This is a genomic window from Microvirga sp. VF16 (assembly GCF_016864375.1).
In the GTDB taxonomy this organism is placed as follows: Bacteria; Pseudomonadota; Alphaproteobacteria; order Rhizobiales; family Beijerinckiaceae; genus Microvirga.
The window spans coordinates 4,051,300-4,065,372 of sequence record NZ_CP069354.1 but is presented as its reverse complement, the minus strand read 5'-3'; the positions used below and the strand labels follow the sequence as shown (position 1 = coordinate 4,065,372).

General features: G+C 61.5%; 13 protein-coding genes. 4 read left to right on the top strand and 9 right to left on the bottom strand.

Annotated features, from left to right (window positions below; all coding sequences use genetic code 11):
• Positions 1 to 56 precede the first annotated feature (56 nt).
• A complete protein-coding gene (locus tag JO965_RS18955) occupies positions 57 to 1,181 on the top strand; it encodes a kelch repeat-containing protein (protein WP_203440564.1) in 1,125 nt (374 codons plus the stop codon).
• A 5-nt stretch (positions 1,182 to 1,186) separates the two neighbouring features.
• Here the strand turns inward: JO965_RS18955 and JO965_RS18950 are convergent, their stop codons facing one another.
• The 8 genes from JO965_RS18950 to JO965_RS18915 form a co-directional block, all read right to left on the bottom strand.
• Positions 1,187 to 2,176: a ketopantoate reductase family protein gene (locus JO965_RS18950; protein WP_203440563.1), complete on the bottom strand. Its 990-nt coding sequence runs from the start codon at positions 2,174 to 2,176 to the stop codon at positions 1,187 to 1,189.
• A 101-nt stretch (positions 2,177 to 2,277) separates the two neighbouring features.
• On the bottom strand, positions 2,278 to 2,922 hold the full coding sequence (locus tag JO965_RS18945) for a ThuA domain-containing protein (RefSeq protein ID WP_203440562.1): 645 nt from the start codon (positions 2,920 to 2,922) through the stop codon (positions 2,278 to 2,280).
• A 30-nt stretch (positions 2,923 to 2,952) separates the two neighbouring features.
• The gene (locus JO965_RS18940) at positions 2,953 to 4,128 is read right to left on the bottom strand and encodes a Gfo/Idh/MocA family protein (RefSeq protein ID WP_203440561.1); all 1,176 of its coding nucleotides are present in this window, start codon (positions 4,126 to 4,128) and stop codon (positions 2,953 to 2,955) included.
• A 4-nt stretch (positions 4,129 to 4,132) separates the two neighbouring features.
• Positions 4,133 to 4,900: a sugar phosphate isomerase/epimerase gene (locus tag JO965_RS18935; RefSeq protein ID WP_203440560.1), complete on the bottom strand. Its 768-nt coding sequence runs from the start codon at positions 4,898 to 4,900 to the stop codon at positions 4,133 to 4,135.
• A 70-nt stretch (positions 4,901 to 4,970) separates the two neighbouring features.
• Positions 4,971 to 6,050, bottom strand: a complete 1,080-nt coding sequence (locus JO965_RS18930; RefSeq protein WP_203440559.1) for an ABC transporter ATP-binding protein — start codon at positions 6,048 to 6,050, stop codon at positions 4,971 to 4,973.
• 3 nt (positions 6,051 to 6,053) lie between these two features.
• A complete protein-coding gene (locus JO965_RS18925) occupies positions 6,054 to 6,938 on the bottom strand; it encodes a carbohydrate ABC transporter permease (protein ID WP_203440558.1) in 885 nt (294 codons plus the stop codon).
• Complete coding sequence (locus JO965_RS18920) at positions 6,935 to 7,870, bottom strand: carbohydrate ABC transporter permease (protein ID WP_203440557.1); 936 nt, start codon at positions 7,868 to 7,870, stop codon at positions 6,935 to 6,937. Before JO965_RS18920 ends, JO965_RS18925 begins: the two co-directional genes overlap by 4 nt.
• Before the next feature lie 78 nt (positions 7,871 to 7,948).
• Entirely contained in the window at positions 7,949 to 9,187 is a 1,239-nt protein-coding gene (locus JO965_RS18915) for an ABC transporter substrate-binding protein (protein WP_203440556.1), read from the bottom strand.
• 183 nt (positions 9,188 to 9,370) lie between these two features.
• Here JO965_RS18915 and JO965_RS18910 point away from each other — a divergent pair, with 183 nt between their 5' ends.
• The 3 genes from JO965_RS18910 (at position 9,371) to JO965_RS18900 (ending at position 13,133) form a co-directional block, all read left to right on the top strand.
• Entirely contained in the window at positions 9,371 to 10,417 is a 1,047-nt protein-coding gene (locus JO965_RS18910; RefSeq protein ID WP_203440555.1) for a LacI family DNA-binding transcriptional regulator, read from the top strand.
• A 44-nt stretch (positions 10,418 to 10,461) separates the two neighbouring features.
• A complete protein-coding gene (locus JO965_RS18905) occupies positions 10,462 to 11,460 on the top strand; it encodes a Gfo/Idh/MocA family protein (RefSeq protein ID WP_203440554.1) in 999 nt (332 codons plus the stop codon).
• A 233-nt stretch (positions 11,461 to 11,693) separates the two neighbouring features.
• On the top strand, positions 11,694 to 13,133 hold the full coding sequence (locus tag JO965_RS18900) for a phosphomannomutase (RefSeq protein WP_371826890.1): 1,440 nt from the start codon (positions 11,694 to 11,696) through the stop codon (positions 13,131 to 13,133).
• Positions 13,134 to 13,161: 28 nt separating this feature from the next.
• Here JO965_RS18900 and JO965_RS18895 read toward each other — a convergent pair whose 3' ends face one another.
• Positions 13,162 to 14,064 (bottom strand): glycosyltransferase family 2 protein, encoded by a 903-nt coding sequence (locus JO965_RS18895; protein WP_203440553.1) that lies wholly within the window; start codon positions 14,062 to 14,064, stop codon positions 13,162 to 13,164.
• Positions 14,065 to 14,073 lie beyond the last annotated feature (9 nt).

Genomic DNA, 14,073 nt, shown 5'->3' with positions numbered 1-14,073 from the left:
TGTCACGGACGCTGCCCTCCGCGAGTATCGGCCGGTCACATTGCGCGAGGTCGGACATGGATCGCCGCCACTTCATCGCACTCGCCGGATTGACCGCTCTCGGAGGTTCCCGCGCTCTGGCCCAGCATGCGGGGCACAATGCGCCGCTGCCCGAGGCGGCACCCTCGCCGGATCCCTATACCCGCCTGCAGGGCGGCGTGCCGCATCATCTGACGCCCGAGCAGGAGGCGCAGCGCGTGACCGACAGCCCGGCTCCGGCCGGTGCGCAGGGACGATGGGTCTCTCGTGCGGCGCTGCCCATTCCGCGCAGCGAGATGGCCTGGGCCACGGTTCTGAACGATCGTATGCACATCGTTGGCGGCTATGGCGAGGGTCGGGTCGACCGCGCCTATCATCACGTCTATGATCCTGCCCCGGATCGATGGTTCAATGCGGCCCCGCTGCCGCGCGGAGCCAACCATGTGGCGGTCGCGGCCGATGCCGGGCGGGTCTATGCCTTGGGCGGGTTCATCGAGCAGAACCGCAATCCCGACCCTAATGCGTATGTCTACGATCCAGCTACGGATCGATGGGCGCCGATTGCGCCGCTGCCTCGGCCACGCGGTGCCGCTGCGGCCGTGGTGCTCGATGGCAAAATCCATCTGATCGGCGGAGCCTCGCTACCGGTTGCGGAGAGGGCCAGCGTCGGCTGGCATGAGGTCTACGATCCGCAGACCGACCGTTGGACGCAAGCCAAGGCACTGCCCGGTGCTCGGGATCACGTGGGTTGTGTTGCTCATAACGGTGTCATTCACGTCATCGGCGGACGCTTCAACACCTTCGAATACAATACCAACCTGCATCATGTGTATCTGCCGGCCAAGGACTCATGGGAGGAGCGGGCGCCGCTTCCGACTGCCCGTTCAGGGCACGGGCTGGTGACCTACCGGAACCGGCTTTTCGCCATGGGCGGCGAGGCGGGACGCATCGAGCAGGGAAGGCCGATTCAGGCAAAGGTCTTCGGGCAGATGGAAAGCTACGATCCCGCCTCCGATACATGGCAGCATCACGCGCCGATGACGACGCCGCGGCATGCGGTTGGGGCCACGGTGATCGGCGACTGGATCTATGTGGCCGGAGGCGGCGCCGTGCTCGGCGGCTCGGTCCAGTCCGCCGTGCACGAAGCCTTCACGCTCGGCTGACGAGATCAGCGCCCCGGCAAAGCACCGAGAGCCGACAGTTCCGTCTCGGTCTGGGCGACCGAAATCGCTCCGGGCTTGAGCCCTTCTCGTGCCATGCGGGCTCCCAGCTCCGTGAAGTAGGTGTTCGCGGGCACCGATACGCCGTGAAGGCGTCCGAGCAACACGATTTCGCCGTTGAGGTAGTCGGTCTCGATCGATCCGCCGCCGCGCGCAAGGCTCTGCGTCGTCGAACTGCCCAAGCGGTCGATGCCGGCGATCGGCTGTTGCTTCATCAACTGCGCTCTGCGGGCATCGGCGGCGCCGACATCCAGCCAGGGGATGCCGGCAGCCTTGTAGGCGGCTTCAGCCTCGGTCCGAAGCAACGCTTCCAGGTGCTTGAAATCGGCATCGAGGCCGAGCGCGGCCTGCAGGATGTTGCTCAGGTTGAGAAGCAGCTTGCCGTATTTGCTCTGCATCACGTCCTGCGAGACGAAGGCCGCGACATTGGCCGCCTCTAGAGCTTTCGCGAGCTTGATGTCGTAATCGTTGCTGCCGCCGGGGTAGCGCCCGATGTCGAAGATGCCGTGACGCGGCACGGAAAAGGCGCTGACCTCGCCGGGTGCCGAAATGGCAGCCGGCATCATCACCGTCACGCCATGTACCTCAGGGAAATAGCGGAGAGCCAGTCGCTCGTTGGTCACGCCGTTCTGAACGCAGAAAATTGGCTGCCCGGTGACGCCTGCGGCGCGCAGATGATCGAGCGCGGCAAGTGTATCCTGGGTTTTCATCGTCAGCAGGATGGCGTCATTCGGTCGGAAGTCGATTTCAGACGGATCGGACACGCAGGGAAACTGCGCCCTTGCGGTCTTCTCCGGCGTACGCAGAAACAGCCCATCGGCCTGGATGGCCTTGAGCTGAGCGCCCCGCGCAATGCCGATCACTTCCTGTCCCGAGAGCGTCAGGGCTGCGGCGACGGTCCCACCAATTGCGCCGACGCCATAGACAATGATCCGCATGATGTTCCCCGCGTGAACGTTGGATGGATAAGAAAGACGACTCCAACATCCTTAAACGCGATATCCCGCGTCTTCCAGCGTTTCGAACAAGGCGGTAGATATCAGTCCCGTGCTGCCCACACCATGCCGCGCCGTAGGATGGTGCCCATCTCTGGCACATCGAACTCCCTCGCCACATGGCCGAGGGAGCTGTAGAAGACGCGGCCCTGGCCGTGGCGGCGCTTCCAGACGACCGGCATCACGACGCCTTCGATCCAGGGCGCATGTTCGCCCGAGAAAGTGGTCGTGGCGAGAACCTCGTTCGAGGGGTCCACGTGCATGTAGTACTGCTCGGAACGATAGTCGAAGTCCTGGACACCCTGCATGACCGGATCGTCGGGGCGGGTGATGTTCACGCGGTAGTCGATGATGTTGCCGGGATGGGCCACCCATTGACCGCCGCACATGAACTGATACTCGACCGCCTCGCGGAAGGCATCGCCCATGCCGCCGTGAAAGCCGGCTAGGCCGGTTCCTTCACGGACGGCCTGGGAGAGGTTGGCGACCTCCTCCTTTTCGATCTTCGACATGGTGTAGATCGGCACGATGAGGCTCATCATGGAGAGCTGAGGACTGGCAAAGGCTTGGGTCGAGTTTTCCAGGTGAACCTGAAAACCCTCCTCCCGCAGCATGCCGGCCACGATCGTGGCACATTGTTCCGGCTCATGGCCGTGCCAGCCGCCCCACACGATGAGTGCTTCCCGCATCGTCCGTTCTTTCTGTCTTTTCAATCGATCTCAGGCCGCTGACGCCGTCTTTGGCAGGCCCTTCCAGAGAAGGGCTGCATCGGCATCCTCCAGGACAGCCGGCCGTTCGAGCGTTGTCGTGATCGCCCGAGGCTGTCCCGTCGCCGCGCCTTCGAGGATGCTGTGCATGACCTCCAGAACATGCAAGCCGAGGCGGCCGCTGGAGCGGTGCGGGGTGCCGTTCAGCACGGCGCTCGCGAGGTCGGCGAGGCCGAGGGCGCGGTAGTTCGCCTTGTTCGGAATATCGGGAGCCCAATTGGGCGAGCGCCAATTGGGCGAGCCCAACGGCATCTCGCTCGAGTCGACGGCATGCCAATCACCGCCGCGTTCAGTGATCTCCACTTGGCCACCGAAGAAATTCGGGTCCGGCACGCGCAGCGAGCCCTCCGAGCCGTAGATCTCGATGGCCGGATGGCTGTGCTTCCACACGTCCCAGCTCATGCAGAACGTCACCTGCGCGCCCGAGGCGAATTCGAGGAGCGACATCACATGGGTCGGGGTTTCAACCGCGATCCGATGGCCCTTACGTGGTGATTCCGATGTCACGATGCGCTCGGGGAATCCGATGCTCGACATGGCGAAGACGCGTTGGATCGGACCGATCAGGTTGATAAGGGCGCTCAGATAATAAGGCGCCATGTCGAGGATCGGGCCGCCACCGGGCTTAAAGAAGAATTCCGGATCCGGATGCCAGTGCTCCATGCCATGCGACATCAGGAACGCCGTTCCAGAGAGGATATGCCCGATCTTGCCATCATCGACGAGATTACGGGCGAGGCGTCCGCCGGCGCCGAGGAAGGTGTCGGGGGCGCAGCCGAGATGAAGGCCGCGCGCTTCCGCCTCGTCGACGAGCTTGCGTCCCTGCTCGAAATCGACCGCGAGAGGCTTTTCGGAAAAGACGTGCTTGCCGGCGGAGAGCGCTGCGAGCGAAACGCCAAAATGGGCAGCCGGGACAGTGAGGTTGACCACGAGGTCGATGTCATCGCGGGCCAGAAGCTCGTCGACCGAAAGCGCCTCGACGCCGTGCCGGCTCGCTTGAGCCTGCGCCACCTCCGGCTTCATGTCCGCGCAGGCGCGCAGGGTAAGGCCGCGATAGGCCGGAATGTTCTGGAGATAGATGCTCGAAATGTTGCCGCATCCGATGATGCCGACGTTGAGGGAGTTCATGATCCTAGTCCTCGATTGTGCGCAGGAAGGCGAAGCTGTTGCGGGCCGTCGCGGCCGGGTCTGCCGGTTTGTCGTGCTCGACCACCATCCATTCGGCACCGGCATCGCGGCATACGCGCCAGAGCTCGCGCCAGTTCAAAGTGCCCGAGCCGACATCGGCCCAGCCGTCCTGATCCTCGTTTTGTCCAGCCGGTGCGATGTCTTTCACGTGAGCGGCCGTGATCCTGCGGCGATAACGGTCGATCCATTCCTTGGGATCGACATCGCCACGCACGAGCCAAGCCACGTCGACCTGCCAGGTAAGGGGGCTCGAGCCGGCCGCTTCGAAGATCAGTTCGAGGGCGGTCTTCGTGCCGTCCTTCGGCTTCAGCTCCCAATGATGGTTGTGGTAGCCGAGACGGATGCCCTTTGACTGAAAGCGCTCCGCGATCTGTCCCAATTCACGGCCGAGCGAGAGCCAGCCGTCGGCGGCCATGTCGCGCTCTTCCGGCGGAACGGCCGGCATGTAGAGATGCGTGAGGCCCAGCGTCTTGCAGGCATCCACAATGGCATCGGGCTTCTCGCGCAAAGCCGCCATGCTCACATGGCTGGAGGAAGCCTTGAGGCCCCGCGCATCGAGCTTCGCGCGAACCTCCGCGGCCTTGTCCAGATGCGATCCGACCGTCTCGACATGGCGATAGCCGGCCTCAGCCACCGTATCGAGGATCAGGTCGAGATCCTCCAGGGATCGCAGCGTGTAGAGTTGAATGGAAAGACTATCCGTGACGCTCATGGTGTCCTCAAGGTTCGTGATGGCGGGCGCGACAGGTCATGCGATGAGGCCTGCCGCAATGATGGTGTGGTTACAGGCGCTCGCCGGTCTCGGCCGAGAAGAGAGACACCTGCGTGGGATCGACGTGGAGCGTCAGGCTCTCGCCCGGTGTCGCCTTGCGACTGCCGGTCGTACGCACCTGGACCGAGCCGACAGGATCGCTGCACCAGATCACCGTGTCGGCGCCCATGGGTTCGACGATGTCGACCTTGAAGCCCGGCCACGTGCCGTTACTCGCAATCTCCAGATGCTCCGGCCGAACACCGAGCACGACCTCCTGCCCGGCCGAGGGCGAGGCAGCAAACTGATATGCTGAGAGCGACAGGCGGCGGTCGCCGGCAAGGAAGCTCAAGCCTTCTCCCGTGTTCTCGATCCGGCCCTTGATGAAGTTCATCTGCGGCGATCCGACAAAGCCCGCGACGAACAGGTTGGCCGGACGGTGATAGATCTCGTCGGGCGTGCCGATCTGCTGGATCTTCTGCTCCTTCATGACCACGATCCGGTCGGCCAGTGTCATCGCCTCGATCTGATCGTGCGTGACATAGACCATGGTGGTCTTGCCGAGACGGGCATGCAGACGCTTGATCTCGACCCGGAGTTCGTTTCTCAGCTTGGCATCGAGGTTGGAGAGAGGTTCATCGAAAAGGAACACGGCGGCGTCGCGCACGAGGGCACGACCGATGGCAACACGCTGGCGCTGGCCGCCGGAGAGCTGGTCCGGGCGACGGTCGAGGAGGGGCGTGATTTGCAATAGCTCCGCCGCCTTCGCGACACGCTTTTCAATTTCGGGCCTCGGCGTCTTCGCCATCTTCAGGCCGAAGGACATGTTCTCGCGCACGCTCATGCGCGGATACAGGGCATAGGACTGGAACACCATGGCGATGCCGCGATCTTTCGGCTCCTCCCAGGTCACGTTCTTGCCGTTGATCCAGATCTGCCCCTCGGCAACGTCGAGCAGACCTGCGATGGCATTAAGCAGGGTGGACTTGCCGCAGCCCGATGGTCCGAGCAGGACAATAAATTCGCCCTCGGCGATATCGAGGGAGAGGCCGTCGAAGACCTGAACGGCTTCGAATGCGACGGTCACATCACGAACGGAAACGGTCGACATGCCTTATCCCTTCACAGCGCCGGCGGCGATGCCACGGACGAACCAGCGTCCTGAGACGAAGTAGACGACGAGGGGAACGAGCGCCGCGAGCATGGTGGCTGCCATGTCCACGTTGTAGGCGCGCTCGCCCTGCGTCGAGTTCACGATATTGTTGAGCTGCACGGTCATGGGCAGGTTCTCGCGGCCCGCGAAGGTCAGGCCGAAGATGAAGTCGTTCCAGATGCCGGTGACCTGCAGAATCGTCGCAACCACGATGATGGGCGTCGACATGGGCAGGATCACCCGGAAGAAGATCGACCAGAAGCCGCCGCCATCGATGCGCGCCGCCTTGAACAGCTCGATGGGAAGGCCCGCATAATAATTGCGGAACAAGAGCGTCATCGTCGGCAGGCCGAAGATCACATGCACGAGCACGATGCAGGCGAGGGAGTTGTAGATCCCGGTCAGCGAAAAAATCCGCACCAGGGGATAGAGAAAGACTTGGTACGGGATGAAGGCGCCGAGCAGCAGGATGCCGAACATGACGTTAGCACCTTTGACCCGCCAGAACGACAGGGCATAGCCGTTGATGGCGCCGGCGATGATCGAGAAAATCACCGACGGGACGAGAATGCGCACCGAGTTCCAGAATCCGACGCTGATGCCGTTGCATTCAAGCCCGGTGCAGGCGGAGGACCAAGCCTTGCTCCAGGCCTCGAAGGTCATGGCGGCGGGTACAGCGAGAATGTTGCCGAGCCGGATCTCCTCCATGGGCTTGAGCGAGGTCATGACCATGATCCAGAGCGGCAGCAGGAAGAACAGTGCTGCCGTTACCAGAAAGGCATAGACGCCGATGCGGCCCGCTGTGAGATGTTGCGGGCGACGGCCCTGAGGCACTGAGGGGGTCATGCGTGCCTCCCTTCGGAGCGGACGTAGCGAGCATAGACCCAAGGGGCCAGCACAATCACGACGGTGATCAGCATGATCGTCGCAGCGGCTGTTCCGAGACCGATGTTGTTACGCTCGAACAGGTGATCCATGACGAATTTTGCCGGCACTTCGGTGGCGATACCGGGACCGCCCAGGGTCATGGCGACCACGAGATCGTAGAGCTTCACGACGCCGGTCGCGAGCAGCACGACGGCTGTCACGACCATGGGGCGGAGCAGAGGAAGGACAACGGAGGTATAGACGCGCCAGGTCGGAATGCCATCGACCTTGGCCGCCTTCCAGAGATCTCTGTCCACTCCACGAAGGCCTGCGAGCATGATGGCCATGGTGAGGCCGGATCCGTGCCAGAGTCCGGCTATGACGATGGTGTAGATTGCCATCTTCTGATTCACGAGCCAGTCGAAGGTGAAGGTCTCGAAACCCATATCGCGCACAAGCTTTTGCAGGCCGAGGCCGGGATTGAGGAACCATTGCCACGCGACGCCGGTGACGACGAAGGACATGGAGAAAGGATAAAGAAAGACCGTGCGGAAGAGGCCTTCGCCGCGCACGTTCTGGTCGATGAAGACCGCGAGCAGGAAGCCGATGATCAGACAGCCCGAGATGAACAGCGCGCCGAAGATGACGATATTCTCGGCCGAGGTGAGAAAGCGGTCATTGGCAAAGAGGCGGGTATATTGCGTCAGGCCAAACCAGTCGAGCTTGGGCAGGAGAGTCGAACTTGTGAACGAGAGCCGCACAGTCCAGAGCATGCAGCCAATGTAGACGACAAGGACAATGAGCGCGGTTGGCAGAAGGGCTATGGCGGCGGGCAGGCGTGTTCGCAGGCTGCGTCGGACCTTCGTACCGCTCGGGCTGACGCCGGGAGCGCGGATCGAGATGGTGTCCACCAGACAGGCTCCATTGAAAATGCTTCAAGATCCGTGACCGAAGCCTCGCCCCTGCATGCAGGGGCGAGGCAGAATTCTTTAGGTCGCGTCCCGCATGGCGTTGGTCACCTTCTCGATGAAGGCATCGACCGACATGTTCGGGGTGTTCCAGTACTGCGTGACCGCATCCTGAATGGCGCCCTGGAAATTCGGTGTGGTGAGCATTTCCATCGACTCGACCTGATTGGCGGGATCCTTCAGCACGGCATTGGATCTCTGGGCGCAGACGTCCATGGAGGAAACGTCCACATCCATGCGCACCGGGATCGAACCCTTCTTCTTGTTGAACTCGAGCTGGGTGTTCGGGTCGAGCAGGACCTCGATCAGCTTGTCCTGGGTGGCGAGGGCCGTTTTGTCCTTGGTCGTCGGGAAGACGAAGACGTCACCACCGATCACTTCCTTCGGGCTGTCGCCCACCAGGGTGCAGCCATATTCCTTGCCGGGCGTCTGGCCTGCCGCGGTGAACTCGCCCTTGGCCCAATCGCCATTGAAGTGCATCGCTGCCTTGTTGGTGATCACGAGGGCCGTGGCGTCGTTCCAGTTGCGCCCGGGGCTGCCGGGATCGACAAGGCCGCGCATCTTGCCGAAGAGCTCGACGGTTTGCCTGAATTTCGGATCCTTTAATACATCCGGTTTGCGGACGCCGTAAAACTGACGGAACATCTCGGCACCGCCGTTGCCCACAAGCACAGCCCGGAACAGATTGTGCTCCCAGGTCGGCTGACCGCCAAGGGCGAGCGGGATGACGCCCTTGGCTTTGAGCTTCTCGCCAGTCTCGATCAGCTCAGGAAAGGTCTTTGGAGGCTGAAGGCCGGCGTCCGCAAAGATCTTGGTGTTGTAGAACATCCAGTTCTGGCCGTGGATATTGACCGGGACGGCGTAGAATTTGCCGTTGCGGACCGCCGCCTCGACGATGGGCTTGGGCATAATCTCCCGCCACTTGCCCGCCTTTGCCTGAGCGTCGACGTCGCGCACCAGATCATTGCTGACAAGCTCGTCGAATTGCTTGCCGGTATTGAACTGCATCATGGTCGGGGGATTGCCGCCCACCATCCGGTTGATGCCCGCCGTGCGGGCGTTGACGCCGCCGGCGATGGCGTTGTCGACCCAGGTGCCGCCGGCCTTGGTGAACTGATCCGCGAAGACCTTCACGGAGGCGGATTCACCGGCGGATGTCCACCAGTGAAGAACCTCGGCCTTTTGCTGTGCGAAGGCTCCGGTGCTGCAGAGTAGGGCAATAGAAAGGGTATAGGCGGAAACGCGTGTCTTCATGCTCATGGCTTCCTCCCCAGAAGCGTTTTATCGATTTTTGTAATCGATTACATCTTGCGATATAGGTTGTAGTGGCTTTTTAGATTAGTCAAGACACTAGTTGATGTAAGTTATTTCCTATGAGAGAAGGTAACATATCTTGCCAAGGGTACTGAGGTAACCTGCATGAGTCGGAAAAGGTGGCGTTCCGTGAAGGAGATACGCATCGCCGATGTGGCTCGACTTGCCGGAGTGTCGACGGCAACGGTCAGCCGGGTGCTGTCGGAACCGGAGAAGGTAAGGCAGAAAACGCACGATCTCGTGATGGAGGCCGTGCGCCGCAGCGGCTACATTCCGAACAGCACTGCACAGAAACTGCGCACCCGCCGCACCATGAACGTGCTGGTGGTGGCGCCGCGACTCACCAATCCGGTCTTCGCCGAAATCCTTCGCGGTGTCGATGATGAGCTGACGCAGTCGGGCTATGGCATCATCATCGGCAATCTGGACAACCGCAGGGAGCGTGAGGCCCGCTATGTCGATCTCGCCCTGTCCCGGCAGGTGGACGGTGTTCTTCTGCTGACGGGTTACATTCCGGAGAACGGCACCCGCGACATGAGAGAATCCGGACTGCCGATCGTCGCCATGTGTGCTGCCATCGATGACGACAAGATCCCGAACGTGGTTGTTCAGGATCGCGAGGCATCCCGCCGGGCGGTTGAGTATTTGGCGCAACTCGGGCACCGCAGGTTCGGTTACATTTCGGGGACGCCGAGTTCAATCATTGAACACGAGCGATTTCGAGGATTCCAAGAGGGGATTGCCGCGGCCGGCTTCAGCCCGGACGACTTCGTGCGTTGGGAGGGGCCCTTCGTGTTCTCGACCGGTGTTGCCGCCGCCGAATCCTTCCTGAGGATGAAGGATCGCCCGACCGGAATTTTCGCCGCTTGCGATGAGAGTGCCATTGGCTTCATCAAGCGCGTCCGCGAGGAACGGATCCGCGTTCCGCAGGATGTCTCGGTCGTCGGCTTCGATGGGATCGAGTTTGCCGATTACACCGAACCCACGCTCACCACGTTCCGGCAGCCCCTGTATGAGCTGGGGCGCACAGGTGCCGACGTTCTCATGAAGCTGATCCGGAACGACATGAAGCCCGAAGATTGGAATCTCCGGCTGCCACTGACCCTTTTGGAGCGCGACACGACCGGACCGGTTCTGCATAAGGATTACAAATCTCTGCGACGGTCCGCGATTTGAGATCGCAGCCCTATCAACAGGTATCGAAACATGAGGAGAGCGCCATGCAGCCGGTCCGTTGGGGAATCTTAAGCACCGCGAAGATAGGACGCGTGAAGGTCGTCCCGGGCATGATGAAAAGCCCGCTCTGCGATGTCATTGCCGTTGCATCGCGAGACGAGGCGTCCGCCCGTGACATGGCGGCGGAACTCGGGATCGCGAAGGCTTACGGTTCCTACGAAGCGCTGCTTGCCGATCCCGAGATCGAGGCGATCTACAATCCGCTGCCCAACCATCTTCATGTGCCGATGACTTTGGCGGCCGCTGCCGCCGGCAAGCATGTCTTGTGCGAGAAACCGATTGCCATCACGGCCGACGAGGCGAAGCAGCTCGGGCAGGCTGCATCTCAGGTGCTGGTCGCGGAAGCCTTCATGGTCCGTCATCATCCGCAATGGCATCGCGCCCGTGACGTGATCCGAAGCGGCGAGATCGGAGAGCTGCGCGCCATTCAGATCAGCTTCTCATACTTCAATGTCGATCCCGCGAATATTCGCAACAAAGCCGATATCGGCGGGGGAGGGCTCCTCGATATCGGCTGCTATGCCGTCGTCGCAGGGCGTTACTTCTTCGATGCCGAACCCCTTCGCGTCGTCACGCTCATGGATCGTGACCCGGCCTTCGGCGTCGATCGGACCACCAGTGCCCTGATGGATTTCGGGAATGGTCGGCAATTGTCCTTCACGGTTTCGACCCAGTCCGTGCCGTATCAGCGGGTCCAGATCTTCGGAACGAAGGGGCGGATCGAGATCGAGATCCCCTTCAATGCGCCACCGGACAAGCCGACCCGCATCTTCGTCGACGATGGCAGCGCGCACGGCAATCAATCGGCCCGCGCCATCGAGTTTCCTGTGGTGGATCAATATGGGCTTCAGGGCGAGGCTTTCAGTCAGGCGGTCCGAGGCACTGCGCCTCTGGTCTATGGCTGGGAGGATGCCATCCTGAACATGCGCATCCTGGATGCCTTGCGGCGATCGGAAGCATCTTCCTCTTGGGAAAAGGTCTAGGATCCTCTGTGGGCAACCGTAAGGCCTAAGACTGCAATGCCTTTGGGGTAGGTCAAGTCATTGCCTCCCCCATCCGAGTGACCCGTTCGAGCCTACTGGGTGCGTTGACTTGGACCGCCGCGCTCGGAACTATTCTCATGATCGAATATCGGAGAATGCCGCTCTTTGATTGAGGCGCGGCATCGAACGCCCAGGTTACAGACAGGCAATCCCTTATGGACATGCATCCAGCCATCATCCCGTCGTCCCTGAAATTCGGCACGAGCGGGCTGCGAGGGCTTGTCGTCGAGCTGAACGGTGTTCCGGCTTTCGCCTATACCCGCGCTTTTGCCGAGATGCTCAAGGCGGACGGCTCGGCGGCCGCGTCCCAGAATGTCGTGCTGGTTGGACGGGACCTGCGCGAGAGCAGCCCGAGCATTGCCCAGCTCTGCTATGCAGCCCTGCGCGAATCAGGGCTCACTCCGCTCGATTGCAGCGCTCTTCCCACGCCGGCGCTTGCCTATCACGGCATGCGATTCGGCATCCCGGCGATCATGGTCACCGGAAGCCACATTCCGGAGGACCGCAACGGACTGAAATTCTACCGGGCTCAAGGGGAGATCGATAAGAAGGATGAGGCTGCCATCCTGGCGTGGCATGCCAAGCTCGAGATCACGTCGGTACCCAAGAGCATCAGCGCCTTTCATGCTCAGACGCCTGACATTAATCTGATCGATGCCTACAAGGCCCGCTACCGTGACTTCTTCGGGGCAGGGGCGCTGGCGGGTCTTACTGTCGGTGTCTACCAACATTCCTCGGTGGCCCGCGATGTCATCGTCGAAATGCTTGAGGACCTGGGCGCTCAGGCGGTGCCGCTGGGGCGGGCAACGAGCTTCATCCCCGTCGACACCGAAGCCCTGCGCGAGGAGGACGAGGCTCTGGCGCGGCAATGGGCCCAAGAGCAAGCACTCGATGCCATCGTTTCGACCGATGGCGACGCGGACCGTCCCCTGATTTCCGATGCCAACGGCAACTTCCTGCGCGGCGACCTGGTCGGGGCAATCACAGCCAAGGCTCTGGGGGCGGATGTGATCGTCACCCCCGTGACCTCCAACTCCGCCCTGGAGGCATGCGGTGCATTCAAGACTGTTATCCGCACGCGGGTCGGTTCCCCTTACGTCATCGAGGGCATGGTGGAGGCATCTGAGGCAGGGGGGCGGGCTGTCCTCGGCTTCGAGGCCAATGGCGGTGTCCTACTTGGTTCGGACATTGTACGGGATGGCCGTCAGTTGGCGGCGCTTCCCACCCGGGATGCCATGCTGCCCATCCTCTGCGTTCTCAGCGAGATCGTCACACAGGGCAGGCCTCTCGCCGAAATCGGAGCCACCTTTGCCTTCAAGGCGGCGGCCAGCAACCGTCTGCAGAACGTGGAGACGGACAAGAGCACTGCCTTTGTTTCCCGGTTGCAGCAGGATGGGGCATTTCTCTCCGAACTGATGACTCCTCTAGGAGGTGTGGCCGGGGTCAATTCCTGCGATGGATTGCGGATTACAGCGAAGAATGGCGAGGTCGTGCACTTCCGTCCTTCCGGTAATGCGCCGGAATTGCGGGTTTACGTGGAGGCTACGACCCCGGAGCGCGCTGAGAGTCTGCTTGCTTGGGGACTGGCCGAGGCGGGGCAGCGAATGGGCTGAGCACAGAAGCCGGCTAAGGATCTGAAAATTAAACTTTTCCCTGGTTTAGCCGACCGAGATGTCCGGTGAAGCTGTCCCAGATCCCTCGACAGATGAGTTGTAGCCTTAAGATTCTTTTGTCGACGAGGGTCGTGTAGGCAGCCAGGAAGCCCAGGCTTCGGCTAATGAAATAAAGTTTCCAGGCCGAGGGCGTGTAGGGCTGGCGTGCCAACCACAATGCGTTCCTGACCCAGTAGTAGTTTCTGATCGGGACATGGACGGCAATCTGACGTTTGCCGACTTCTATTGTTCCGCTGCCGAGGTGGTGATCCACCTTAGCAGTGGGGGACAGGAAGCTTCTGTACCCTGCCGCCCTGGCTCGGAAACACCATTCCACATCGACTAGGTCGATAAAGAGATCCTCCTTGAAGCCGCCCACCTTCTTCAGGACGGCCAGTGGAATCAGGGAGCCGGAGGCAATGATGAAGTCGCTCTCCACGGGGTGGTCCGGGCCCTCCAGCGAAATCCGGGACAGACGGAGCCCGTTGGCTCGATAGGCCCGCGTCTGCTTCTGGCTGTTAAGCTCGTAGTAAGCTGGCCCAATGGCAGCCACTCCGCCATGTTCTTTCTCCAGAACCGTCAAGTTGTTCGACAGATCGGCCACGACGCCAGGCGTCAGGACCGTATCCTGGTCGAGCAGCAGGATGTGCGAGTAGCCTTCTGTCTGTGCCATGGCCGCACCCTGATTCTGGGCCGCTGCTATCCCGAGATTCTCTTCATTTGCAAGGACATGCGCCTGAAAGGCTGACGCGACTTCTCTCACTGTCCCGGCATTCGCAGAGCCATTGTCGACCACCACGACGCCCTGGACCTGGGGGGCAGAAGATCGCAGGACCTGGGCCAGCAGGTCCGTGTCTGGATTGTAGGTGACCGCCACGGCCAGGACGCGCATTCAAATTCT